Raw genomic sequence first — 26,308 nt, 5'->3', positions numbered from 1 at the left:
ATGGTGCGTGTCAGTAGACGTCGCGCACGTACCGCTTCTCGCGTTTGAGTGCGGTGACGTACTCCACGGCCTGCTCGTTGCTCATGCCGCCGTGCTCGGCGACAACTTCGTGCAGCGCGACGTCGACGTCCTTCGCCATCCTCGACGCGTCGCCACAGATGTAGAAGTGGCCGCCCTCTTCGAGCCATGTGAACAGTTCGGCGCCGTGTTCCTTCATCCGGGTCTGGACGTAGATCTTCTGAGCCTGGTCGCGGGAGAAGGCCAGGTCGAGGCGGGTGAGCAGACCCGATCCGACGAAATCCGCGAGTTCGTCTTCGTAGATGTAGTCGCAGCTGCGCTTCTGATCGCCGAAGAGCAGCCAATTCTTGCCGGTGGCACCGCGGGCGCGGCGTTCCTGCAGGAATCCGCGGAACGGTGCGATACCGGTACCCGGCCCCACCATGATCATCGGTGCGGTGTCGTCGGACGGGACGCGGAACGACTTGTTCTTCGTCACGAAGATCCCGACCGGGTTGTCGTCCCCGACGCGGTCGGAGAGAAAGGTGGAGCACACGCCGCGACGTTCGCGCTCGTCGGTGCCGTAACGCACAGCTGCAACCGTGAGGTGCACCGATCCCTCGGCGATGCCTGGGCTCGACGAGATCGAATAAGCCCGATGCTGCAACGGCTTGAGGACCGCGAGGAGCTCGTCCGCGGAGAAATTCGGGATCGGCTCGAGCGACAGGACGTCGAAGATATCTCGGCCCCAAAGCCATTCGTCGAGTGCGGCCTTGTCGCCGTGCCGCAGGACATAAGTGAGTTCCTCGTTGCCCGTGCGCTCTTCGACGGCTTCGAGCAGGTCGACGTTCGGTGCGGTGATCTCGTACCGATACGTCAGGAGGTGCTCGAGTGTGTCATCGTGGCCGGTCGGGATCGCGGCGCCATCGAGGGCGAGGAGAGCGAGCAACGACCGGACGAGGCCGGTGTCGTTGACCGGAACCACGTTCAGTGCGTCGCCCGCTTCGTATTCGATGCCCGAGTCGGCGAGTGCGAATTCGAAGTGCCGGATCTCCTTTGCGGAATCGGTACCCGACAGCAACCGATTGGTCGTCAGTGTGGCGGGGTACGGGTTCTTCCTCGTCCACTGTGACTTCGCCCGTGCCGGTGTGGTTTCGGGAGGAGATGCAGCGACACCCTCGCCGTTGATGCCTTCGACGGCTGCGACGAGCGGTAGTGTCTCGGCGATCCAAGTTGCGGCAATGTCCTCGAACTCGACGTCGCAGTCGACCCTCGGCACGATGCGCTCGGCTCCGAGTTGCTCGAGGCGCATATCGATCAGCTTGCCGGCCTGGCAGAATCCGTCGTAGCCGGTGTCGCCGAGAGCGAGCACCGCGAAGTCCACACCGTCGAGCCGCGGTGTGGATTCGGCCGACAATGCGTCCCAGAACAGTTCGGCGTTGTCGGGCATCTCGCCCTCACCGTAGGTGGACGTGACGATGAGAACCCGGCCGAGCGACGTGAAGGTCGCGGGATCGACATCGTCGAGTGCGCGCACGACGGGAGAGAACCCGTGGGTGCGCGCCGCAGCGGCGGCATCTTCGGCGACCGATTCCGCATTACCCGTCTGCGACCCGTACAGGATGTGCAGGGTAGGGGCCGAGCCGGTGGTCCCGACAGCGCTGGCGGAACCACCGGAGAACAGGCGGGTCTGCATTCCCGCGAGGAAGCCGGCCAGCCACGAGCGCTGGTCGGTGGTGAAAGGAGCGTCGGCGGGAATGAAAGGCGCGGTCATGCGGGAACTCCCAGGGTCGGGGCGACGAGACCGGGCACCGCGTGGCGGGCGAACAGTTCCTCGTAACCGGGTAGATCGCCGGCAATGTCGAGATTCTTGCGGCTCTGCCACAGGATCCACCCGTAGGTGCCGGGCGCATCCACCGAGCGAACGTTGCGCAGTGCGAGCGCCTGCGTGTAGTCGGTGAGCCGCTTGTCGGCGACGAGCGCCGCGAGCTGCGTATCGGTGTGTCCCGAGATCGCCTCGAGCGCATAGCGTTCGAGCTTGTTGATGAGGAAGAAGTCTTCGGTGAGCAGCAGGTTTCGTGCGGCCTTCTGGACCGCGGGGTCGTCGGTTCCGGTCGAGCCCGGCACCTTCTGCAACGCCATCTCCTGCGCGGCGGCGAGCACCGTGTAGTTGTTGAGCAGCGCATACATCGCCTCGGTGTCGGTGCCGTTCGGGGTGACGCCGCCGGCGACGGGCGTGCCCGACCGGTAGCTCGCCTTGAACTTGCGTACCTGGTGGGCGACGAGTGCTGCCGCCACCTCGCCGGCGAGCTCCTTGCGGGTGGCGGCGGCGAGGATCTCGTCGAAGTCCTGGTACTGCAGTAGTGCACGCGGCATGCCGTACGCGAAGTGATGCTGCTCGACCTGCCAGTTGTCGATCAGGGACCGGGCCTTCTCGGATCCGGTGGCCTCGACGTGCAGGTGCAGCAGCTGCAGCACGGTCGCGTTGTGGATCGCGGCTTGCGGGTCGTCGCCGATGATCGAGCCGAGCACGATCGAATCGGCGCTTGCCCTGTCTGCGAGCAGTCCTTCGGGGTCGTACTGGTACAGGAACCCGCCGGACATGCCGTTGCCCACCCCCTTGCCGAACCCGCCGATGTTGAGCACCGAGCCATTGGTCATGTACTCGCACGCGAAGTTGCCGACACCTTCGACGACGGCCGTCGCGCCGGAGTTTCGGACGGCGAACCGGTCGCCTGCCTCGCCGTGGACGAACAGGCGGCCGCCGGTGGCTCCGAACAGAGCGAAATTACCGATCAGCACGTTGCCGCCGCGATCGTGAGAGCCGCCGCCGGGGGAGGAGACGACGATGCGGCCGCCGCACTGGCCCTTGCCGACACCGTCGTTGGCGGTACCGGTGTGGCGGAGCACCATGCCGTCGTTGCAGAACGCGCCGAACGACAGACCGGCCGAGCCGGTGGTGGTGATCGTGACGGTGCCGTCGCGCAGCCAGCGGCGTCCACGCTCGTCGGTCAGCGCAGACGGTATGCGGCCGAGCTGCTCGTGGTTGAGCATGCGCTCGATGTCGACAGCGAGCTGCGCGCCGACGCTCTTGTTGTTGTTCGTCAAGCGCACGCCCTCGCCGAGGAGAACGGTGAGCTCGTTCTTGTTGTCGAGGGCGCCGCGGAGTTGGTTGATCCACTCGTCGTCGAGGGAGTAGTCCTTCTCCAGGTACACCGGATTGTCGATGTGGACCTCGGGGACCACCGCGAGCATCGCCCTCAGATCCAGTTCACCGACGCTCGACGGATGGTCGAGCAGGTGCAGCAGGTCGGACCGGCCACGCGCGTCGCGGAGCGACTGCAAGCCCAATCGCGCAAGCAACTCGCGGGTCTCGTGTGCGATATTGAGCAGGTACTGCGCCATCGCCCGCGGATCGCCGTTGAACATCTCGGGGTTGGTTGTCAGGCCCGCGGGACACTTGACGTTGCAGTTCTTCGCCATTACACAGCCGAGCATCATCAGCGCGGTCGTGCCGAACTCGAAGCTGTCGCCGCCGAGCAATGCGGAGACGATGACATCGGAGGCCGTCTGATGGGCACCGGAGCACCGCAGGATCACCTTGTCGCGCAATCCGTTCGCACACAGCGCCTGGTGGACCTCGGCGACACCGATCTCCGCGGACCGGCCGGCGTACTTGAGTGAGGTCACCGACGCGGCACCGGTGCCGCCGGTGTTACCTGCGACGTTGATGACGTCGGCCCCGGCCTTGGCGACCCCGACGGCGATCGTGCCGATGCCCTCCGACGAGACGAGCTTGACGATCACCCGAACGCGGGCGGCCTTCGCATCGTGGATGAGCTGCGCGAGATCCTCGATCGAGTACGTGTCGTGGTGCGGGGGCGGGGAGACGAGCTCGACACCGGGAGTCGCGCCGCGGGCAGCGGCGATCTCGACGGTGACCTTCTTCGCGGGGAGCTGGCCGCCCTCGCCGGGCTTGGCGCCCTGTGCGATCTTGATCTCGATCTCCTCGAGCATCGGATCGGCCAGGTACCCCGCCCACACGCCGAAGCGACCCGACGCGAACTGCTTGATCCGCGAGCCGCGGATGGTGCCGTAGCGGGAGATGTGCTCGCCGCCCTCACCACAGTTCGACATGCCGCCGACCATGTTGGTGCCGTGCGCAACAGCCTCATGGGCATTGGAGTTGAGCGCGCCGTGACTCATCGCGCCGGACGCGAGGGTGCGGGTGATCTCGTGGGCCGGCTGGATCCGGTCGAGACGCAGGCTCTGCGGCGCCTGCCGGATCTGTCCGAGGTAGTCGGCGGCCTGCCCGAGTGCCTGCACGGTGAGGGTGTCGCCGTAGCAGCGGTAGGCGACGATCGAGTCGCCGAACCGTGCAACGAGTGACTGCGCGAGCGCCTCGGGACGGGTGTGATCGTCGGCCAGCGGACCGGTCAGACGCAGCACGTACTCGTTGTCGCCGACGCGGGACGCGGAAAGCCCGCGCACCAGCATGGAGTTGTTCCCGTACCGGGCGAACCGGCCCATCTCGCGCTGGAAGTCGTCGGCGGCCGTGACGTAGGTGACGTCGGCAGGCAGCGCGAGAACGTCGCGGAGCGCTGCGGGGCGGTGCATGCGCTCGTCGGCGACCGTGCGCGCGAAGGCGCGGTAGCCGGGGGTGATGTCGAACGCGTCGATCTCGTTCGGGGTGAGCGCGCGGAACCCGCTGTAGCGATAGGCGTCGTCGTCGAGTCCGTGCGCGTCGGACAGACGGTGCAGCGGAAGCAGGCGCAGCGCGTCGGTCAGATCGGCCTCGCCTGCCTGCGTGACCGGCAGCGTGATCGCTTCCTCGGTCATGTCGACGAACCCGCGCACCGCGGTGGTGCCGAACGAGTGGCCGGCGCCGTCGGCACGTTCCTTGAACAGGCCGAGCAACGGCACGTCGGTCTCGCCCTGCACGTTCAGGGCGTGCTTGTGCCAGTCGGCGACGGCCTGCGCGATGGTGGCGAATCCGACGCCGCCGACCGGGGTCTTGACGTTCGGGAACCAGCGGCTCAGCACCTCGTCGTCGGTATCGAGATAGCTCGGTTCGAAGAACTCGCCGCCGATGTACGACTCGACGGTGCACAGACCCACGCGACCCATGGTCTTCATGAGCGACTTCTCGGCTGCCTTGCGGAACTTCAGGAACGCTGCGTCGGCGTCGTCACTGAACTTCTCCTCGGCGCGCATCTGTACCGTCAGGGGGTAGACGGAGGCGGCACCGAAGCCGAGGGTCGCGGCGATGTGGTGCGACGAGAACAGCTGACCGGATTCGACGATCACGGACACCCGAAGACGCACACCGTCGTCGATGAGTCGCTGGTTCACGGCCGCGATCGTGAGGATCATCGGCAGCGGCGCACGGTCGGCAGACACGTGACGGTCGGTCAGGACCGCGATACCGCCTGTGGTGCGTGCGAACTCGGTGATACGGTCGGCGACACCGTCGACGGCGGCGGCGAGTGCTGCAGAATTCGCCTCGGTGTCGTCGAACACGGGGGAGTACAGCATCTCGAAACGCTGCACCGGCGTCTCGGACTGCTCGCGGATCCGGAGCATCTCGAGGTGGGTGAGGATCGGGGTGGGCACCACGAGCTGGGCAGCGGACGGCGCACCGCTACCGGGACGTGCGCCGAGCGCGACCCGCAGCGTCATGCCGTCCGCTTCGCGAATGGAGTCGAGCGACGGGTTGGTGACCTGGGCGAATCGCTGGGAGAAGTACTTGGCGACACCACCCTCCTGATCGGAGAGCGCATTGATCGCGTTGCCGTAGCCCATCGCCGAGATCCGCTCCTGACCCGACGCGAGCATCGGGTCGAGCATGAACCGGAACGATTCCTGGTTGAGCGAGTACGACACGTAGCGCTGGTGACGTTCGAGATCGCCGTTGTAGCGCAGTGGTGAACCGGCCTTCTCCGCCGGGACCGGGGGCAGCGAATCGAGGTTGCGGCGGGCCTCGTCGACCAGCGTCGCGTAATCCCGCTGGGCCGCGAGGATCTCGAGTGCCTCGTCGGTTTCGTACGACCGTCCGGTGCGGTGGTCGAAGTACAGCATGCCGCCGGCTTCGATGCGACCGCGACGGGTCACCGCTTCGGGCTCGAAGTCGAACTGGCCGGCCTCGGAGGTGACCGCGAGAAACTCGTCCGTCTCGACGGTTCGCAAGGGACGCAGGCCGAGTCGGTCGAGGCGCGCGCCCACTACGGTGCCGTTGCCGAAGATCAGTGCGGCGGGTCCGTCGTTCTTCTCCTCGTAGAGCGAGAAGAACTCGAGCATCGCGCGGACCGGTGGCGGCACGGTCGGATCGTTCTCCCACGCGGGCGGGACCATCTGAACGACGGCGGTGACGAGGTCCAGGTCGCCGGGTGCGATGCGCGCGGCGAGTGTCTGGTCGAAGCGGCAGCTGTCGGACTGTCCTGGCGGACGGATGATGTCGCGCCCGGCGGCCCGCGCCTGGGCGCCTTCGAAAAGGCGGTTCTTCCGGTCGGTGTTGAGCTCACCGTTGTGGGCCATCAGCCGGAACGGTTGCGCCATTGTCGGATGCGGGTCGGTGTTGGTGGAGAAACGGGTGTGGAAGTACAGGGTGTGCACCGTGTGTCGCGGGTCGACGAGGTCGCGGAAGTAGGGGATGACCTCATGAGAGTTCAAGCGTCCCTTGAGGACCTGAGTGTGTGCGCTGAGCGAAAGAGGGTAGAGGCCGGTCAGTGCGGGCTCGGTGTAGGCACGGGACTCGATCGTGAGCAGGACTTCGTGCAGGATGCGATCGAATTCGGCTGCCGACACGCAGTTCTCGGGGCGGGAGAAGATCCACTGACGGATCGGCAGTTGGTGCGCCGCGGCCGACGGCCGCAGCACGGAATCGTCGACGGGGACCTCGCGGACGGTGATGACGTCGATACCGGCTGCTGTGAGTGTGTCGGTGACCAGGGTGTCCGCGTCACCGTGCGACGACCCGTCGGTCGGCATGAAGAAGTTCCCGACGCCGAATTCCTTTGCGCGCAAGGCATGTCCGGTGAGGGACGAGAAGAAGTCGACGGACAGATCGACGTTGACACCGGCGCCGTCGCCGACACCCTCGGCCGACATGCCGCCGCGGTGGGGAACGACGCACAGCGCTTCATGCCCGCGGGTGAGAATCTCGTGGGTCTGGGTGCCGTCCTTGCGGGTGATGAACCCGACTCCGCAACTGCTCTTGTCGAGCGTGCTGTCATACAACCCGGTGTCGGCGTGATGCGTCAACGGACCATCCTCCTCGGCGATTCGAAGTCGACCGACGACGGCAGCGGAGGACGCAGGTGCGCAGAAGTGCTGCACAGAATACGCAGAAGACAGACCGGTGCCGGTGGCGGTGACCAAAGATCAGAAACAGACGTCTTTGTCCGAATGCGCCGAGCGTTGCGACGGTGAAGCGCGCGAGCAGCGTTGCCAATTGTAGCGCACAGGTTACGGCCGTGGGTCCGCGTGATACGTCACAATCGAGGGATGTGGGCGAGCAAGTGCTGCAGGTCACAGTGGTCGGATACGCTGCAGGGTGTCGTCAGATCTGTACGCCAACGTAGTCAGTTGAGGGGTAATCGAAGATGAGTGAAGTTCTCGACCGCACCAAGATCTACATCGGTGGGCAGTGGGTCGATTCCGACGGTGACGGCAGTATCGAGGTCGTCGATCCCACCACCGAGCAGGTCATCGCGAAGGTTGCGGAGGGCGTCGTCTCCGACGTCGACCGCGCGGTGGCCGCAGCCCGCGAGGCGTTCCCGGCGTGGTCTGCCCTGAGTGGTGCGGAACGCGCCGCCTATCTGGAGAAGGTCTCGTCGCTTGCCAACTCGCGTGTCGAAGAGCTCACCGCGATCGTGTCGCAGGACATGGGTATGCCGCTGAGCCTGGCGAAGCCGGTGCAGATCGGTATGCCGTTGAAGAACATTGCCGCATATGCCGCGCTGGCCGGCACCTACGATTTCGACGACCAGGAGATCGGCAACGCCCTCGTCGTGCGCGAGCCGATCGGTGTCGTCGGGGCGATCACCCCGTGGAATTACCCGCTGCATCAGGTGGTCCTCAAGGTGTTCGCTGCGTTGGCGGCGGGATGCACCGTGGTTCTCAAACCCACCGAAATTGCACCGTTGATCACCTATGCACTCGTCGACATCGTCGACGAGGCAGGGCTGCCGAAGGGTGTCCTCAACGTCGTCAGCGGGTACGGCCCGGTGGTCGGTGAGGCCATCGCCGCGCATCCCGAAGTCGACATGGTGTCGTTCACCGGTTCGACGCGCGCAGGCAAGCGCGTCGCGGTGGTCGCGGCGGAGACGGTGAAGAAGGTGGCGCTCGAACTCGGCGGCAAGTCCGCGAACCTGATCCTCGACGATGCCGATCTCACCGCTGCCGTCACCGAGGGCGTCGGTAAGTGTTTTCTCAACTCCGGCCAGACATGCACGGCACTGACCCGCATGCTGGTACCCGCCGAGCGCATTCCCGAGGCCACCGCCATCGCCGCGGAGGTGGCGAAGGCCTACACCGTCGGGCTTCCGTCGGAGAAGGGCTCGAAGCTCGGACCGCTCGTGAGCGGAACGCAGCAGCAGCGTGTGCTGTCCTACATCGAGAAGGGCGTGGCAGAAGGTGCCGAGTTGGCACTCGACGGTCGCGAGCACGGATTCTCCACAGGCTATTTCGTCGGCCCCACGGTGTTCGGCAATGTCACCGAGGACATGACCATCGCCCAGGAAGAGATCTTCGGCCCGGTGCTGTCGATCATCGGCTACAAGGACGAGGACGACGCGGTGCGCATCGCCAACAACAGCGAGTACGGCCTGTCGGGTGGTGTGTGGTCGGGCGACCCCGCGCGTGCCGAGGCTGTCGCGCGCCGCATCCGCACCGGCCAGGTGTACATCAACGGCGGCGCATTCAACACCGACGCACCTTTCGGTGGTTACAAGCAGTCGGGTATCGGCCGTGAAGCCGGCGTGTTCGGGCTCGAGGAGTTCTTGGAGATCAAGACGATCCTGCGCTGAGTGGCACCGCGTGCCGGTCGGCGACACGCTGGTTTCGGCAGTGTGTGACGTTCGACACTTTGTGGACGATAGTCGAAGTAGGCGATCGATCGCGGCTCGGAACATGCGATGAAGTCGCGGCGCAGGGCACAACGGCACAGGAAGAAGCGCGGCTATGTATTGGTCGGCGATTGCGGGAGATGGTGGACTCGGCGGGCTCGGCTACGGCGGTGGCCCGGGTGGGGGTTCACCGCCCCGTGGTCGTGGTGCCGAGCAATTACGCAGTGTCCTCGAAGCCAGGCTTCCGGACCTCGCACCATGTGCACGACTTCTGGCCGGCAGCCGAGAGGTGGACACCGCACTGCTCGATCGCGCAGTTGCCCGCGCGGCGGCGACCTGGCGCGAGCCGGTGGGGCCGGAGTTGTGCGCCTACGTCCTGTACTGGTTCGGGTACCTGCTGCATACGCAGCGGCCGCGGCTCGGCCCGCCGCATCCGGATCTCGGCGTCGACGACACAGTGCTCTTCGGAGCTCTGTCGCCGCTCGAACAGGTCACGATTGTGCTGAGTGCCTATGACGGTCTGCCCTCGGCTCGGGTCGCGGCGCTCGCCGGCCGCGCACTGGCGGAGTTCGAGCTGGACGAGTCGGCCCGCGTCGTCGTCGGATAGCGCGTGGCGGCCTGTGGAGCGGCGCCTCGATGCACGAAGCCCCCGCACAGTGAGTGCGGGGGCTTCGTCGAAACGGGGTGGTCGAATCGGGGTGGTCAGGACCGGCGCGTACGTCCCAGGCGCAACAGAGTCATGGCCAGGGTTCTGCCGTCGTTGCCGAGTTCGGCGAACCGGTCGAGCACGCCCATCTCATTGGTCTGTGCTTCGCGGGTCTCACCCGATTCTTTCGCTGCGGCGCCGATCTGCTGGGACAATTCGGAGCGCCGCTTGACCGCCTCGAGGATATGGGCGTCGAGGTCGCGGATCTGGTCGAAGAGGCTTCCCAGGTCCGTGTCGTTGGCCGACGATGCTGCTTCGGCGCGCTCGATGCCAGGCGAATCAAGCTGGATGGTCATGCAGATTCCTCCGGTCTCGTCTGAATCGTCACAGATTGTGTCGTGTTCACCGGCGAAGGTGTTACTCATCCGTACATGAATATTTTCGGACTTCGCAGCCATGACCGAATCGACCCCCCGTAAATCCGTTGTGAACTGGATAAATACCCCACCTGACCGGTGAGTATGGTAATCGTCACACTGGCGTGTGCCAAGACTTTGTGCTGGGTGTCCGACGGGGTGCTCATCCGTGCGGCCGGGTGCGGTAGCGTCGGGCCGCAACCGGCATTCACCGGAGGCGTCGGGGCCTCCGGTGCTCCGGAAGGGAGTACCTATGCAGCGGCCGATTCTTCGGAAGGGGCAGGGCTCGGAGGAACGCCAGGGGCATGTGGACGACCTGGTGCGTCCGGAGGAGTGGGGGCGTCCGACGTGGAACATCAGGGCCGCGATCTCGATCGTGCTGGCCGCTGTCGTGAGTGTTGTTGCCTTGGTGGGTGGGCTGTCGTCCACCGGTTCCCGCTTCGGGCCGGAGTCCCGCTTCTTTCTGATCCTCTCCGTACTGATGTTGCTCACCGCAGCGTTCGGATGTGTGTTCTGGTGGCCGAGGCGCGGTAGTCCCGGTGTGCGGACGCTGCGCCGGGGCGGTCTCGGTGCAGCGACCGAGGTGCGCTCGCGCATGTCGGTCTTCGTTGCTCTCGTCGCGATGGTGGGCTGCGCGGCAGCGCTCGCGGTGGGCGCCGCCGTCGAGGTGTTCCTGTTCAACAGCGGCATCCCGTGGGTGAGCCTGGTCCTGGCGCTGTTGGGTGTGCCGTGCGTGGCGTTCGTGGGTGAGGTGGCGCTCGGTCGACTGGCGGTGGGGGCGCTCGTGCTCAGTGCCGACGGCATCCGGCAGCGAGGATGGTCGTTCGAGTCGTACCTGCCGTGGATGTCGGTCGCACGGGTGCAGGCGCTGGATTACGGCTACCCGGAAACGTGGGTCGAGGGAACGACGACCGCGGCCTGGGCGCGTCGCCGCACGAGCACTTTGTTCAGGCTGGACCGGTTTCCGGAGGCACCGCGCATAGAGATCGACTCGCGGCGCTACGCGGTCGACCCCGTGCTGTTGCACAGGATCCTCGAGTTCTACATCGCCAACCCCGCGGCGCGGCGCGAACTCGGCACGGCGCGGGCGGTCGAGAGATTCCGGCGAGCGGACCTCGCCGTCCCCGACTGACCAGTCGTCAGGAAGGCGCATTCTCTGATTGTGAGAGTGACGCTTCCATAACGTTCCCGGTGAGAGTAGATTGTTTTTCCAGAGTATGCGGCACGGAGTGCCGTAGCCTGCGTCTGGGTGCACAGAATTGGGCCCAACACAAAAGTGTTCGACCAGATTGGATTGCAGATATGACCACTCCGGACCCGATTGTCATCGTCGACGGCGCGCGTACTCCCGTAGGAAGCTTCGGCGGCGTATTCAAGGATGTCCCCGCCCACGAGCTCGGAGCGGTGGCCGTACGCGCAGCGCTCGAGCGTTCCGGTGTCGTCGGCAACGACATCGAGGAAGTGGTCATGGGCTGCATCGGCCAGGTCGGCGGCGATGCATACAACGCGCGCCGGGTCGCCCTCGCCGCGGACCTGCCGATCTCGACTCCCGCATTCACCGTCAACCGCCTGTGTGGTTCCGGGTTGCAGGCCGTCTGGTCGGCCGCTCAGCAGATGCGCTGGGGTGCCGCCGACATCACCGTCGCCGGTGGCGACGAGAACATGTCGCGGATGCCGTTCTACGACTTCGCCGCCCGCAGCGGCTACAAGCTCGGTAACCGCGAGCTCGTCGACGGCACCACCGGCATGCTCACCGATCCGTTCAGCGGTAAGCACATGGGCGTCACGGCCGAGAACGTCGCCCGTGAATACAACGTCACCCGTGAGCAGCAGGACGAGTTCGCCCTCGAGTCGCAGCGCCGCGCCGACACCGCCGCTGCCAAGGCTGCCTTCGCTGAAGAGATCACCCCCGTCGAGGTCGGTGGCCGCAAGCCGTTCACCGTGACCACCGACGAGCATCCCAAGCCCGAGACCACCCTCGAAGGGCTCGGCAAGCTGCGGTCGGCGTTCATCAAGGACGGCACCGTCACCGCAGGTAACGCATCGGGTATCAACGATGGCGCCGGCGCGGTCGTACTGGCCAAGCAGTCCGTCGCACGTGAGCGAGGTCTCGCGGGCTCCGTGGTGATCGACTCTGTCGCTGTCGCCGCGATCGACCCCTCTCTGATGGGCTATGCCCCCACGCACGCCCTTGCGAAACTGTTCGAGCAGACCGGGACGACGCCGTCCGACATCGACACGATCGAGCTGAACGAGGCTTTCGCGTCGCAGGCCATCGCCGTGATCCGCGATGCGAAGCTCGACCCCGAGAAGACCAACCCGTACGGCGGCGCGATCGCTCTCGGCCACCCCGTCGGCGCCACCGGCGCCATCCTGACGGTCCGTGTCGCGAAGGACCTCGTCCGCCGCGACCTCGAGCTGGGCATCGTCACGATGTGCATCGGTGGTGGCCAGGCCCTCGCTGCGTTGCTGCGTCGCGTCAAGTAATCGAGTCGAGTCAACAGGCCACACGACATAGGTCGGGGACCGGGAAACCGGTCCCCGACCTCTGTGTCAGATGCTTCGTTCGCGTCCGTCCCAGTACGGCTTACGTAGCGAGCGCTTGAGGATCTTCCCCGTGGGATTGCGGGGCAGGTCGCCGACGATGTCGATGCTGCTAGGACATTTGAACTTGGCAAGACGAGACCGGGCGTAGTCGATCAGTTCGGCTGCGTCCGCCTTCTCGTCGGCGGTGAGCACCACGACGGCCTTGACCGTCTCGCCCCACTTCTCGTCGGGCACCCCGATGACCGCGACCTCCGCGACCGCCGGATGTTCGACCAACACGCGCTCGACCTCAGGGCAGTAGACGTTCTCGCCGCCGGTGATGATCATGTCCTTGAGCCGGTCCTCGATGAACACGAACCCGCCTTCGTCGGCGCGACCCATGTCGCCGCTGCGGAGCCAGCCGCCCTCGACGATGGCCTCGGTAGTGGCGTCAGGCCGACCCAGATACCCCGGTGTCGTCTGCGCCGACCTCCACCACAGTTCACCGATGGATCCCACGGGAACATCGGCGTTGGTGACCGGATCGACGATGCGGATCTCGACTCCCGGTATCGGGGTGCCCGCCGACGCCATCCGATGTTCCTGCGACGGGTCGCGGTGCACGTCGGGCATCAGCGCGGTGATCACCCCGGCGAGTTCGGTCATGCCGTACACCTGAACGAATTCGGAGTCCGGCCACGCGGCGAGCGCCGCACGCAGCAACGGCAGCGGCATCGGAGCCGCGCCGTAGGTGATGCGCTTCAATCGGGACATCGCTGCGATGGCCTTGTCGCCCGCGGCAAGAACGCCCGAGATCACGGGCGGTACGAGGAACGCGACGTTCGCGCCGGCCGCGATCCCGCCGAACAGCGACGCGGCATCCGCTTCGCGGGTGAAGATGCACCGGCGTCCGTCATGGATTCCGATGATCGCGTAACAGGTTCCGCCGACGTGGAACAGCGGCATCGCCACCAGCAGGCAGTCCTGGTCCCTGAACGGGAGGATCGCGAGCATGGCCTCGGCGTGCGCCACGAGGTTGCGGTGAGTGAGCTGCACACCTTTCGGGCGTCCCGTCGTCCCCGAGCTGTACAGAAGGAGTGCGGTCGTGTCGGGTGCGACGTCCGGCAGGGGGTGAGTAGGGTCGCCGGATGCGAGGAACGCCTCGAACTCGTCGTCGTCGCCACCGACGACTATCACCTTCGTCACCGTGCCGAGGTGGTCGCGGATCGACGCGATCACGTCGGTGAATTCAGCGCCGACGAACAGCAACTTCGCATTCGAGTCGCGGAGGATGTAGGCGAGTTCGTCTCCCGCCAACCGGAAGTTGGGGATCGCATTCGCCGCACCCAACGCGGATGCCGCGTAGGTGACCTCGACGCAGGCGAGGTTGTTCTTGTCGACGAACGCGACGCTGTCACCCGCGCCGATCCCCACGGAGGCGAGTGCCCCTGCGAGTTGTCGTACACGGTCGCGCCATTCGCGCCAGCTGTGTGACCGGTCCAGGTACTGGACCGAGGGGGAGTCGGGGATGGTCTGCGCCCAATGTTCCAGGCGGCTGACGAGCGTGGGCGAGTGCGGCGCGGACATGCGGACTCCTCTGTGTGGGATGTGTCACAGAGAATAGCGGTCACGCGGCCTATCGAGGAGGGGATAGATCGATGGGACGATCCGGCACAGGACCGTCGAGCAATCGTGGGTAGTCGCTGGCGAGCGACCGCGGACCGAGCAGATCGGGGCCCGTGTACGAGACGAGTTCGGACAGCGGCCACCAACGGAACGAAACGAGGTTCTCGGCTGCGAGTTCGACGGCCGTCAGCGTGGGACTCGGGACGAACGGCGCCGTACGGATCAGATAGAAATCGTTGACGATCCCGTCGAAACCCGGGACGTGATCGGGCGAGACGATCGCCGAATGCCACACGTGCGGAGGCTCGGCGTCGAGTCGGAAACCGACCTCCTCCATGAGTTCACGCGCCAACGCCTCGAGCTGCGTCTCACCGCTCTCGATGCCGCCGCCCGGTGTGATCCACACGGTGAAGCCGTCGGGTGTGCGCGCGCGGCACAACAGGAGTCGGTCATCGGGGTCGACGAGAAGGGCGCGGACCGAGTGGCGGAGGTTCGGGAATGTCACGTCAGTGAGAATAGGTCGATTTCCGACGAATCAGGAGTCGGTGCGTACGTGCCGGCTGCGTCCGTCCCAGTGGACTCGGGTTGTGACTGCGGAACTGTCGCCGAGACGCCGGACCTCGTAGATGTCGAGGGCCGGTACCTGTGGAACGCACCCCCACAGCGCGTGCCCCGTCATGACGAAATCGATGTCCTGGCGCACCAGCAGACCCATGAGTTCGCCGATCGTGGGCTCGTCGATCTTGGCGAACGCGTCGTCGAGCAGCACCATCCGCAGTGCGAGGTCGGTGTCGGGCAATCCGGACAGGTAGCCATCTGCCGCCGCGAACAGTGCGACGTACGACACGAACCGGGTCTCGCCCTGGGAGATCTTGGCCCGCTTCGAAATGCGACGCTCCTGATCGGGCTCTGGACCGATGATGGTCACGTCGACGGTGTGCCATGTCCGATAGTCCAGCGCGCGCGACAGATGCGCCGCGTATCCGGCCGATGGGTCATCGTCGTGCGAGACCTCCACGCGGTGGCGAAGCAGCTCGATCAATTCATCGCTGTCGCTGATCGCCCGGGCGCCGTCGGTGAGGAGTTCGGTGATGTGTGCCGCATCGGCGTCCTCACGGACCGGATGCCACCCGATACGGACCCCGATACCGTGGCTGGTCCTGCTGTCGGCGAGGCTCTCGTTCATCGCTGCGATCAAGTTCTCGGCCTGTGTGATCCGCCTGCGGAGTTCATCGGCGACGCCACCGAGCACGAACCCGGTGAACACATCGTGCTCGCGCTGGGACAACGCGGCCCGACCCTCTTCTGCACGGACAGTGAGGTGGGCGAGCACACCTGTCGGGGTGGTGTCGCCACCCGCGCCGGACAAGCGCACCACATGGGCGCCCGATTCCACGGTGTGCTCGATGTCGAGCTGATCGGAGATCTCCCGATCGAATCGCTGTAGCGCAGCGAGGACCCGGTTGTCGCCGGTGTCCGTCGCCCGGGGCAGTGCCGTCAGCACGGTTTCGGCGGTCTCGAGGACGTGTTGCGCGTCGTCGAGGTGCGCGATCGGGCCGCCCTCGACATCGGCGGCCGCCGACAGGGCGGGAACAGCCAGCTGCGCCTCGAGTACACCCGCTGCGTCCTCGAGTTCCTCACGGTGCCGGGTGAGGCGTTCCTGCGCCGCCGAAGTCTGCTGCAGCGCTGCTGCCACCGTTTTGCCGAGCTGCTCGCGGTGAGCGAGGGTGCGCCGGCATTTCTCGTCGGTTCGGGCTCGTTCCGTCTCCGAACTCCGCAGTTCCTCGGCGAGGTCGGCGACCTCGATGTCGACCGCCTGAGTCTGCGCGGCGACCACCGCTGCCCGGTCGTGCCACTCCTGCCAGCGGGACTCGGCCTCTTCTTCGGCTCGGAGACGGAGCTCGACCGCATGGGCGACCGCACGTGCAGACCTGCTGAACCGATCGTATTCGGCGAGGACATCGCCGGTGTCGCGGGCAAGACCTGTGCACGCTGTGTCCGCCTCGGCGCATGCCGCGACGATCTCGTCGAGGTCGGCGACACCGGTCGGCAACGCGAAATGGGCGCAGGCCGTCCGGTGGGACTCGAGGTCGGCCGCCCACCGGGAACGCAGCGCCCCGGCGCGCTCCCGAGCCTGGGCGGCGGCTTCTGCGCGTCGAGTCGAATGCTCGGCGTGCGCATGGGACCGCGCATACGCCCGGTGCAGAGCGTGGGCGGTCGGCGCGGACGCGATGTGCGTGTCGAGTTCGTCGTTTCGTATCGGCGCGACGCGGTTGTCGACTGCACGTTGCTGCTCGGTGAGGTCCATCCGGGCTATTTCACCGGTGATCTCGTCGAGCCTGGACCGACGCGCGGCCCCGGCTCGGCTACGGGCGGCTTCACCGATGAACCCGGGAGAATCCGCGGTGTGCCGTCCGCGCAGGACCCCGTTGTGCCACCGACCGTCGCGCGACACGGAGGCGAATGCCGCCGCGTCCTCGAACCCGATCGCGGCGAGCACCGAGGCGACCGCATCGGTCGGCACGTCGGAAGTCGGATCGGGCTGCAGGACCGTCGAGAGCGGCTGACGCGGGAGTTCGCCGCGTGGCGAGACGAGGATCTGCCCCGACGTGGCGCGCAGCCGACCTTCCCCGTCCACGGTCGCGGTGAGGAATCCCGCTGCCAGCAGAGCCGATTCGATGCCGGCCCGGTCGTCGTCGCCGAGGGTGTCGACGAAATCCACTGCCCGCCAGAGCGGAACGCCGATCTGCGGGCTGCGCCACGGGGCCATTGCGGGGCCGGCATCGTCGGATTCGAGGCGGTGTTGTTCTTCGAGCAGGGCCGAACGCAACGCGGTATCGGCCGCGTTGCGGGACTCGAGCGTGCCGGTGTCGGGTGCGTGGCCGGGGTTGCCGGGTGCTGCGGTTCGGATGAGTGCGACGAGTTCGGTGAGGACCGCGTCCGTGGCCGCAGGGTCGGGGTTGTCGCCGGAGAGCGATTCCACGGCGTCGACCAGGCGCTGCATCAGTGCCGCGCCGTGCTGGGCGACGTGGGGCAGCAACGTGGTGGTGCGCTCGGAGGTGAGCCATGCACGCCATCGGTGCTCGAGGTCGAGAGCCGCGTGGTCGAGAGCACGAGCGGCGGCATCGTGTTCCTGGGCTTGGTGTTCGGCGTCGTGTGCGGCGCGCTCGGCTTCGGCTTCGGCGTCGTGCACCCCCCGTTCGGCGAGTTCGAGGCGACGGGCCTCGACGAGCCGCCTCGACGCCTGATCCCGCTTGCGTCGTGCCGCCGTGGCCGCATGGTCGGCGGCGACACGGGCGTCGTCGCAGGCCTCCGGCAGCAGTCGTACGTGCGCCACGGTGGGTCTGGTGACCGCCTCGGGAACGGCTTCGCTCCGCGTGCGGACCGGTTCCGAATGTGCCTGGGGTCGCGCGATATCGAGGCGGATGCGCTCCGGGAGAGCGCCGGCCGGTACGGCCGCGGTGGCGAGTCGGAGTTTCGCGGCTGCGAGTGTCTCGGATGCCTCGGCGACCGTGTCGTTCAGATCCTTCAGGTGCCTCTCGGCGCGGTCTGCTTCGAGTGACTCGTGTTCCCTCGCCTGGGTGGCGTGACGCAACGCCTGGTCGGCAGCGCGGCCGAGCGCGTCGACGGCGAGGGCGCGCTGCGCCAGATCGTCCGCGCTGCGGAACTGTGCGTGCGACTCGAGGCCGCGGATCGCGCGATCGAGTTCGGCGAGTTGGTCGCGTCGTTCGCTCAGACGGGTGTCGGCTGCGGCTGCCTGAGCATCGAGGTCTGCGACCTCGGCTTCGGCCTCGTCGAGTTCCGCCCGTGTCCGGGCGACCCGCTCGGCGGCCTGCACCGCAGCTTCCGCGCTCGTGCGCAGCAGATCGGCAGCGTACCGCCGGTAGACGGCGTGGAACTGGCGGACCCGAGTGAGAGCGGATTCCAGTCGTGTCTGGGCGGCGCGACTCTCACCGAGTAGATCGAGGCGGTCGCCCGCCGCGGCGAGCATGTTCTCGTTGAGCGGAGGCAGCGCATCGGACAGGATCTGAGGTAGACGGCCCTCGTCGATACGGTTCCCGACGTCCGGTGACCGTAGGGTGTGCAGCAATTGCAGCAGCCCCGTGTACCGGTCGCGCCCGGACTCGCCGTGCAGACCGAACACCAGGGCGCGGACGGTGTCGCGGTGTTCCTCGGGGTTGCGCGTGATCCGGTCTGCGCCGATGCGGGCGGCGAGGTCGTCGCGCGAGAGCGGAACCCGATGCTCGTCGACCAACGGGAGGCCGGTGCCGACACGGGTGTCGGCGGTGAAGAAGTACACCTCGCTGCGATGCGCGGTCGCGCTGTAGCGAACCTGCGCGCCGATCGTGAGAAACCCGTCGGGGCGCGATAATTCGAGCCACAGGTAGCCGATCCTGTTGTTCTGGCCGCCCGCGCCGATACGCATCAGTTCGTCGAGATCGACCTTGCCTGCGCCTGTCGCATCCATGCGTTTGCGGTCGGCGTCGAGCAGGAACGGCAGCAGCATCTCGAGAGCACGTGATTTTCCGGATCCGTTGGTGCCGCGCAGGATCATGCGACCGTCGCTGAGTGTGAATTCGGTATCGAGGTAGTGCCAGACGTTGACGATGCCCGCGCGGGAGAGCTTCCAGCGTTGCGGGTGTGGTGAGGCAGTGGTGACATCGACTACGGGTACGTCGGACGAGTGGGTCATGAATGGGGGCTTTCGGCGATGGTCGGGCGATACCGGGCGGCGGGAGCAGCAAGCAGGAGTCCGTCGTCGTGAGGACGTGCGAGACCGAGACGGACCAGCAGTGCGGTGACGTCGCGGCGCAGCGCGGTGACGTCGCGGACGTATTCGCCGCGCCAGTTCCGGGAATGGGTGGCCACGAGACCGGTCAGGGTGTTCTCGAGGGTGGTCATGTCGACGTGCACCGCATTGCCGGGTACAGGATCGAGCACGTCGATCAGCTCGGAGATCAGCAGAAGCGCAGCCTGATTCACCGTCCCGGATCCAGGGAAGGGTAGGTCGGTGAGGTTTCCGTCCGGGTCGTAGGCGAGCGCGCCCTCGGTGCGTACCTCGAGCACCAGGCCGAAGTCCTCGTCCAACTGGCGTGCGATCTCGGCCCGCTCGCGGACCAGCACGTCGAGGGTCTCCGGATCGAGATCGTCGCGGGCCGTGAACGGATCTTCGACGAGCCTGCGATACAGCCTTCGTCGCGGCGTCTCGGGTCGCGCAGTGATCGCTGCAGACGGGCCGGGGAAGTCGTGCAGGGCGAAGGCTGTGAGGTGTCGCAGCAGTGAGCGGCAGACGGTGAGGACCACCGCGTCGCCGTTCCGGTTGTCCCCGCTCGGATCATCCCTGCTCGGATCGCCACCGAGGTCGGTCTCTCCGACCACACCCCACTCCATCAGCGCTTGCAACGCAGCCACGAGATGCCGTCGCTCCGACAGGCCGTCGGCGATCTCGATGTCCTGGGCCGCAGCGTCGGCGCGGACCTGCTCGACGAGCACGGCCATCGGAATGTGGTCGTCGAGACCCGGAGCGAGCAGCGCGGCGGCAGTCAACGCGAGGTAGGTGTATCCGATTGCGCCGAATTCCCCACCGGTCGCGCGGTGCAGCGGCCGCAGAGGTGCCGCGGCGTCGAGCGGTGTCTTCACCAGCCGAGCGAACTCCGTCTCGACGATCAATGTGTAGCCGAGACGATCAGCGAACATTGCGCGCAGAGCAGCGGAGTGACGCCGGACCAGATCGAAATTGTCGGGGTCGTGGGTTGCCGTGAGGATCGGCCGCTGCAGCATGGCCCGGGCTGCATCGCGGCGGCGGGCGGCATCTTGGACTGCGGTACCGGTGCTCACCACACCCCGATCGTCGGGGCGGACTCGGTGGGCACGAGGAGCGGCGAAGAGGTGCGAAGGATCAACCCGTGCACGGTGAGATCGCCGTCGGGGCAATGAACCGTGGTGTCGCGGCCGGGTTCGGCGGTCAGGGTGAGTCCCAGGTCGTGGTCGTCGATACGGTACACGCCGTCCAGTTCCTGGTGTCGTGCGAGAAGTACCGCGAGTCGGTCGAGCAGCACGTCGCGCGCGGTCGCCGAGATCTGTGCGCCGTGCAGATCGTCTGCGGCGCGCAGCTCAGCGACGGCATCGGCGCGTTCGCCGGACTCCTGTTCGGCCAGCGCCGCGATGCGGGAGCGGTCGATCGTCGGGTCCGGGATCCGCGCGTTTCGGCCGCGCGGCGAGCGGTCGCCGCGTTCGCGCAGCGAGACCGGTACGGACACCGGATCGGCGTTCCACCAGGATGTTCCGGCGCCGATTCGCGGATCGGGCTCTTCGGGGCCGAGCAGTAGGTGCCGGCTCGGATAGGCACCGAACGTGGCGGCGTGGAGCCGGTGGGCCTGCTCGTCCGAGGATTCCGAGAACCAGGAGGCCAGACGCAGGAGGTCGGCTCGGTGGGAGAAACCGGGAGCGTCGGAGGTGCGGCTCCGGGTGTGGGTGAGCAGCCGGTTCAGTGCCGCGGCCGCGGCGTCGCGCAGTGCTCTGGGGCCGGCATCCTCGTCGTACCAGGACGCGAGCTGTTCCCATTCGTCGCGTGTGCGTCCGGGGGAGCGAGTGACGGTGTCGCCGGGCAGGCCCGGATCGGGGAGTGCCGCGAGAAGGTCGTCGATGTGGGGGAGCAGGCGCTGCGCTGTCGCGCAGACCTGGGTTGCGTAGCGGCTCAGGTCGGAGGAGATGACATCGACGTAGTCGAGCAACAGGAGCTTGAATTCGGTGTAATCGTCGCCGGAGAGATCCGGTTGCCCCGAGACCACCGCGAGGTAGGTGTAGAAGTCGGCAACGCTGTCGGTGAAGGCGCTGTGGTGCACGAACACCCCGGTGACGTGGCCGGCGAGGGTGTTCGGATCGATGGCGAACCCGGTGCCGGTGGCCGCGTCGATGTGCGTGAGAGCGTCACAGATACGGGCGAGGGATTCCCGGGTGACCTCGCGGGCGCCATCGTGTGACGACAGCAGCGTGGTGGCCTCGCGGTGCACTCGGCCGCCGAGGACCGTCGGACGATAGAGGGCGGCGGCGCGGACGTAGTCGCCGACCGATCCGACGCGCGTGTCGCGGCTTGCCTCGCCGAGGTTGCCCCACGCGACGAGTTGTCGGCATCGGTTCTCCGCGACGTCGCGGTCGATGCGATGTCCACCGGCGGCGAGGGCGGCGGCGATGTCGACCGCCGTCGCGTCGGCGAGCAGGACGCCTGTGAAGTAGTCCATGATCGCGACGTAGTTGTCGGATTCGTCGGCGACCAGGTAGCGGAACAGGCCGCGGGACCCCCCATCACCCATCGGTCGTCCTTCCTGTGCGCCACCACCACGGTACGCACAGGCTAGTCGTTCGGTTTCGTCGAGCGTCGGGTGATGCGGGGTGCGCGCCCACGATGGGGCGATGACCGTCGGCGCGGTCGGGTAGTGGCGGGATTTCGACACTCTGCTGTACCACGAAAGGGACAGTTGCGTGCTCGCCATGCCCGTGTGCGGGCTGCCACCAACCGTTTCCGCTGATCAGCTGAGCGAATTGCCCTGGTTTGAGGCGTGGAGCACACCGGGCTTATAGTTGCAATATGCAACAGAAGCGACGGTCCGGTTCGCCGGATCGGACCGGAGTGGTCGAGGTCTACGACGAATTCGTTCACCTCGTACGTTTCCTCACTGCCGGGGAGCGGTCCGACGACAGCTCTCTGTCACTCGCGCAGCATTCGCTGCTAGGGTTCATCGCCCGCAATCCGGGTTGCCGCGCTACCGATATCTCGGAGGTTTTCGGCGTCAACCGGTCGACCGTCTCGAGGCAGGTTCGCCACTGCATCGACCAGGGTTGGCTCTCTGCGGACTCCGGACCGACAAGGTTGGGACACCCGCTCAGACTGACGGATCAGGGGCACACCATGCTCGCCGTCACAGTGACTCGCCGATACGACGAAGTCACCGCAGGACTGACGGGTTGGGGTCAGGATGAGATCGGCACGTTCGTCCAGTTGCTGCGCCGCTTCCGCTCCGGTGTGGACCCGTCCACCCCGCCTTCGACCGACCAGAACGATGGAGATTTCAGTGCGTGAGTACTCGACCCCCGCTCAGTTCACCATTGCAGACGATGATTCCGTCGTCCACACGGTATTCACCCAAGCGGAGAAGACGCCGCACCGCGTGATGTATTCGCGTCCGCTGGGTGACGAGTGGGTCGCAGTCACCGCATCGCAGTTCGCAGAGCAGGTCGCCGGTGTCGCCAAGGGCTTGATCGCCACAGGCGTGCAGCCCGGCGATCGCGTCGCGTTGCTGTCGGCCACCCGGTACGAATGGTCGTTGTTCGACTACGCGATCTGGGCGGCAGGTGCGGCATCGGTACCGATCTACGACTCGTCGTCGACCGAGCAGATCCGCTGGATCCTCGAAGACTCCGGCGCCTGCCTCGCCATCGTCGAGACCGCCGCCCATGAGGCGCTCTTCGTCGGCATGCCCGACACCCTCGGTGAGATCCACCGGATCGATGGTGGGGCAGTGGATGCACTCATCGCTGCAGGCTCAGGGATCGACGACGCCGAACTCGACGCTCGCCGCGCAGGCATCCGCGCCGACGACCTCGCCTCCCTCGTCTACACCTCCGGCACCACCGGCCGGCCCAAGGGGTGCATGCTCACTCACCGGAACTTCCTCTCGGAGGTCCGCGGAATCCTGACGGCGCCGATCGGTCGGATGGTTGCCAAGCCCGGTAACCGAATCCTGACGTTCCTGCCCCTGGCGCACGTGCTGGCGCGGGCAGTGTCGCTTGCGGTATTCGAAGGTGGTGCAGCGCAGTCGCACTGGGCTGACTTCGGTACCGTATCGGGCCAGTTCGCGCGCTACTCGCCGCACATGATTCTCGGTGTGCCCCGCGTGTTCGAGAAGGTTCGCGATGCCGCGGCCGGCAAGGCGGCAGCAGGCGGAAAGCTCAATGCGGCCATCTTCCAGTTCGCGGAGGAAACTGCCATCGCGTACAGCGAGTCGCTCGACCACGGTGGCCCGAGCCTGTTCCTGAAGGCCAAGCGGACCATGGCCGACAAACTCGTCTACGGCAAGCTACGTGAGGCCATGGGCGGCGAGTGCCAGATGGCCATCTCCGGTGGCGGGGCGCTCAGCACCAAGCTCGGACATTTCTTCCGCGGCGTCGGCGTGCCGATCTACGAGGGCTACGGCCTGACCGAATCGACTGCGGCACACACCGTCAACATGCCGGGATCGCAGAAGATCGGCACCGTGGGTATGCCCCTGGGCGGAAACAGTGTTCGTATTGCCGAGGACGGTGAGATCGAACTGCGCGGCGGAGTCATCTTCAACGGCTATTGGCGCAACGAGAATGCCACCGAGGACGCGTTCCACGACGGATGGTTCCGAACCGGCGATCTCGGCTCGCTCGACGCCGACGGGTACACCACGATCACCGGGCGTAAGAAGGACCTCATCGTCACCGCCGGCGGCAAGAACGTCTCGCCGGGCCCGCTCGAAGACCGGATGCGTTCGCACACCCTGGTATCACAGGCCGTCGTCCTCGGCGACGGACGCACGTTCATCTCGGCGTTGTTGACCGTCGACCCCGAGGTATTCGACAACTGGAAAGCAGAGAACGGCAAGCCGGCCGACGCCACCATCGCAGGTCTGCGCAACGATCCCTCGTTGCGCGATGCGATGCAGACGATCGTCGACGACGCCAACAGCACGGTCTCGCATACGGAGGCCATCAAGAAGTTCGTGATCCTCGACCGCGACCTGACGGAGGAGACCGGCGAGCTGACTCCGACGCTGAAGATCAAGCGGAACGTGGTCGCCGAAAAGTTCACCGACGACATCGAGGGCATGTACACGAAGCGGTGACTTTCACTCGGATCCGGCCTGGGCCAACGCCGAGGCCAGATTCGCGAAGCGCTCGTGGCCGGAGAGGTCGTCGATGAGGACGGCCTCTCCGTCGGCGTCGGCGAGCGGAACACGCCAGTTCGGATATTCGTCGACCGTGCCGGGCTGATTCTGACTCCGACGTTCACCGACCGCATCGGCCAGAGACAACGCCAGCAAGGCCGACGGGCTCGCTGCGATGAGCCGGTGCAGTGCCTCGACCTGACGCTCGGTGGTCTCGTTCTCGGTCTCGCCGAGCAGTCCCCGCTCGCGGGCGAGGCCGAGCACGGCGTCGCGTTCGGCTGCGGCCCCGGCCAGCTCGGTCTCCGGATCTCCCTTCAGTAGGCCGAGCCTCGATCTGATCGAAACATGCTCCCCGGCAAGGTATCCGGATGTCGGCGGTAGGTCGTGTGTGGTGACCGAGGTGAGGCACAACCGACGGTAGGTCTCGGGTGCGCGCGGGCTGTCGCCGTCCTTCTCGAACCACAGGATCGACGTACCCGCGACCCCGCGCTCGGCGAGATACTCCTGGACCCATCCCTCGAACACCCCGAGATCCTCGCCGATGACGACCGCATCCGCGCGGTGCGCCTCGAGCACCAGGATGCCGATCATCGCCTCGTGGTCGTACCGGACGTACGCTCCCTCGGTCGGTGAGGACCCTTCCGGAACCCACCACGTACGGAACAGGCCCAGGATGTGGTCGATCCGCACACCACCGGCATGCCGCAGCGCCGAGCGGAGCATCTCGCGATACGGGCGATAACCGAGTTCGGTGAGACGATCGGGACGCCAGGGCGGCTGGTTCCAGTTCTGCCCGTTCCGATTGAAGTCGTCGGGCGGGGCACCCACCGTAACCCCCGACGCCAGTGCATCGCCGAGGGTCCACGCGTCGGCGCCGCCGCGCTGCACACCCACCGCCAGGTCGTGTACGACACCGATGTCCATCCCCGCAGCGCGGGCGGCGTCCTGCGCGAATGTGAGCTGCTCGTCGCACAACCACTGCAACCATCGGTGGAAGTCGATGCGCTCGGCCAGCACGGCGCGTTGATGTACCACCCAGGGATCGTCCGGCGCGGTCGCCCGCTCGTCCCAGCGGATCCCACGGGGCCCGGCCTTCTCTGCGAGTGCGCACCACAGTGCGAAGTCGTCGAGTGCGCGGCCGCCCTCGGCGCAGAATGCCGCATAGCGAGCCTGACGGGCTGCCCCCCGGGGCACACGGTGGATACGTTCGAGCACTTCGAGCTTGGCTCGGAAGGTCGGATCTCGCTTCAGGCGCCCGGCCTTGTGGTTCGCCTTCGTGCAGTCCTGTGCGCGCTCGTCGAGGAGCTTGCGGTGCTTACGCGGAAGATATGCGACCTCGGGAATGTCTTCGACCCGCAGGTACAGCGGATCGACGAACCGTCGCGACGACGGAAGATACGGAGACGGCTCGTGCGGGGGCCGGGGCTCCGCCGCGTGCACCGGGTTGATCAATACGAAGTCGCCGCCGTGGCCCGCGGTCACCGCCGCGAGATCGGCGAGGTCGGCGAAATCACCGATACCCCACGACCGGCGTGACCGCACCGAATACAACTGCGCGGCCAGACCCCATCGCCGGCGGCGCAGCACCCGGTCGGCTGTGGACAGCCGAGCCGGTGTCACCACGAGCGTCGCGGTCGCCTCGACGTCGTTGCTGCGTGCGTGGATCGTGTGCCAGCCCAGCGGGAGATGTGGCACCGCGAACGTTGCCCGGCCGAGCAGCCGCCCGTCCACCGTTCTCGGATCGACCCACACATCGAGCTGGTCGACATCGACCTCGGCGCCGTCCTCCGTCACCACCCACACCGACACGGGGTCGCCGTGCGGCACATGCACGGCGAACGAACGTCCGTCGCCTTCGACGACGACCAGCGACAGCGGCAGCATCTGCCGCCATGGCAGGTTCGGGGCATCCGCGAGCGCGTCCTCGATCTCGGCGTCCGACCCGGCAGGCACGTCGAGGGCTGACAGGATCGTGCGCAAGGTGCGGTCGGAGACGTGATGTTCGAGGGTGTCCCACCCACGGTAGGTGCAGGACACACCGTGGTGCCCTGCGAGTTCGCGAAGCTTGTCCGACGACGTCACGCTCTGGAATCATGCCAGCAAACGCCCGCGGTGGCAGTA

At 66.7% G+C, this 26,308-nt stretch carries 15 protein-coding genes; 6 read left to right on the top strand and 9 right to left on the bottom strand.

The genetic code is table 11. The features are described 5' to 3' along the window. Positions 1-10: 10 nt before the first annotated feature. Both ACZ46K_RS22960 and ACZ46K_RS22955 read right to left on the bottom strand, forming a co-directional pair. Positions 11-1,771 carry a sulfite reductase subunit alpha gene (locus ACZ46K_RS22960; RefSeq protein WP_054805435.1) on the bottom strand — a complete coding sequence of 587 codons (1,761 nt, stop codon included), beginning with the start codon at positions 1,769-1,771 and terminating at the stop codon, positions 11-13. Further along, the gene (locus tag ACZ46K_RS22955) at positions 1,768-7,257 is read right to left on the bottom strand and encodes a glutamate synthase-related protein (protein ID WP_464744970.1); all 5,490 of its coding nucleotides are present in this window, start codon (positions 7,255-7,257) and stop codon (positions 1,768-1,770) included. The genes ACZ46K_RS22960 and ACZ46K_RS22955 overlap by 4 nt, the downstream gene beginning before the upstream one ends. A 341-nt stretch (positions 7,258-7,598) precedes the next feature. Between ACZ46K_RS22955 and ACZ46K_RS22950 the strand changes: the two genes are divergently transcribed. Then, on the top strand, positions 7,599-9,023 hold the full coding sequence (locus tag ACZ46K_RS22950; RefSeq protein WP_464744968.1) for an aldehyde dehydrogenase family protein: 1,425 nt from the start codon (positions 7,599-7,601) through the stop codon (positions 9,021-9,023). A 154-nt stretch (positions 9,024-9,177) separates the two neighbouring features. Continuing rightward, complete coding sequence (locus ACZ46K_RS22945; protein ID WP_054805436.1) at positions 9,178-9,669, top strand: hypothetical protein; 492 nt, start codon at positions 9,178-9,180, stop codon at positions 9,667-9,669. A 95-nt stretch (positions 9,670-9,764) separates the two neighbouring features. Here ACZ46K_RS22945 and ACZ46K_RS22940 read toward each other — a convergent pair whose 3' ends face one another. Then, on the bottom strand, positions 9,765-10,064 hold the full coding sequence (locus ACZ46K_RS22940) for a chorismate mutase (protein ID WP_054805441.1): 300 nt from the start codon (positions 10,062-10,064) through the stop codon (positions 9,765-9,767). 313 nt (positions 10,065-10,377) lie between these two features. Between ACZ46K_RS22940 and ACZ46K_RS22935 the strand changes: the two genes are divergently transcribed. Then, a complete protein-coding gene (locus ACZ46K_RS22935; RefSeq protein ID WP_464744966.1) occupies positions 10,378-11,256 on the top strand; it encodes a hypothetical protein in 879 nt (292 codons plus the stop codon). A 170-nt stretch (positions 11,257-11,426) separates the two neighbouring features. Continuing rightward, positions 11,427-12,611 (top strand): thiolase family protein, encoded by a 1,185-nt coding sequence (locus tag ACZ46K_RS22930; protein WP_464744964.1) that lies wholly within the window; start codon positions 11,427-11,429, stop codon positions 12,609-12,611. 66 nt (positions 12,612-12,677) lie between these two features. On the opposite strand, the gene ACZ46K_RS22925 is transcribed toward ACZ46K_RS22930, so the two are convergent. From ACZ46K_RS22925 to ACZ46K_RS22905, 5 genes are read right to left on the bottom strand one after another with little or no spacing between them, the layout of a single operon-like run. Further along, positions 12,678-14,237: a long-chain-fatty-acid--CoA ligase gene (locus ACZ46K_RS22925; RefSeq protein WP_464744962.1), complete on the bottom strand. Its 1,560-nt coding sequence runs from the start codon at positions 14,235-14,237 to the stop codon at positions 12,678-12,680. 49 nt (positions 14,238-14,286) lie between these two features. Beyond that, positions 14,287-14,781, bottom strand: coding sequence for an NUDIX domain-containing protein (locus tag ACZ46K_RS22920; RefSeq protein ID WP_054805438.1), 495 nt, complete (start codon positions 14,779-14,781; stop codon positions 14,287-14,289). 30 nt (positions 14,782-14,811) lie between these two features. After that, positions 14,812-18,969, bottom strand: coding sequence for a TIGR02680 family protein (locus tag ACZ46K_RS22915; RefSeq protein ID WP_464744961.1), 4,158 nt, complete (start codon positions 18,967-18,969; stop codon positions 14,812-14,814). Further along, complete coding sequence (locus ACZ46K_RS22910) at positions 18,966-20,117, bottom strand: TIGR02678 family protein (RefSeq protein WP_464744959.1); 1,152 nt, start codon at positions 20,115-20,117, stop codon at positions 18,966-18,968. Before ACZ46K_RS22910 ends, ACZ46K_RS22915 begins: the two co-directional genes overlap by 4 nt. Continuing rightward, positions 20,111-21,589: a DUF2397 domain-containing protein gene (locus tag ACZ46K_RS22905; protein WP_464744957.1), complete on the bottom strand. Its 1,479-nt coding sequence runs from the start codon at positions 21,587-21,589 to the stop codon at positions 20,111-20,113. Before ACZ46K_RS22905 ends, ACZ46K_RS22910 begins: the two co-directional genes overlap by 7 nt. A 275-nt stretch (positions 21,590-21,864) precedes the next feature. Between ACZ46K_RS22905 and ACZ46K_RS22900 the strand changes: the two genes are divergently transcribed. Both ACZ46K_RS22900 and ACZ46K_RS22895 read left to right on the top strand, forming a co-directional pair. Beyond that, complete coding sequence (locus tag ACZ46K_RS22900) at positions 21,865-22,356, top strand: MarR family winged helix-turn-helix transcriptional regulator (RefSeq protein WP_054806961.1); 492 nt, start codon at positions 21,865-21,867, stop codon at positions 22,354-22,356. Next, positions 22,349-24,145, top strand: coding sequence for an AMP-dependent synthetase/ligase (locus tag ACZ46K_RS22895; protein WP_464744955.1), 1,797 nt, complete (start codon positions 22,349-22,351; stop codon positions 24,143-24,145). The genes ACZ46K_RS22900 and ACZ46K_RS22895 overlap by 8 nt, the downstream gene beginning before the upstream one ends. A gap of 3 nt (positions 24,146-24,148) precedes the next feature. On the opposite strand, the gene malQ is transcribed toward ACZ46K_RS22895, so the two are convergent. Continuing rightward, complete coding sequence (gene malQ / locus ACZ46K_RS22890; protein WP_464744953.1) at positions 24,149-26,269, bottom strand: 4-alpha-glucanotransferase; 2,121 nt, start codon at positions 26,267-26,269, stop codon at positions 24,149-24,151. Positions 26,270-26,308: the final 39 nt, after the last annotated feature.

The sequence above is a fragment of the Rhodococcus sp. JCM 9793 genome, from assembly GCF_055380405.1.
The sequence above is the reverse complement of the archived record's forward strand: the minus strand, read 5'-3'. Positions and strand labels throughout refer to the sequence as shown.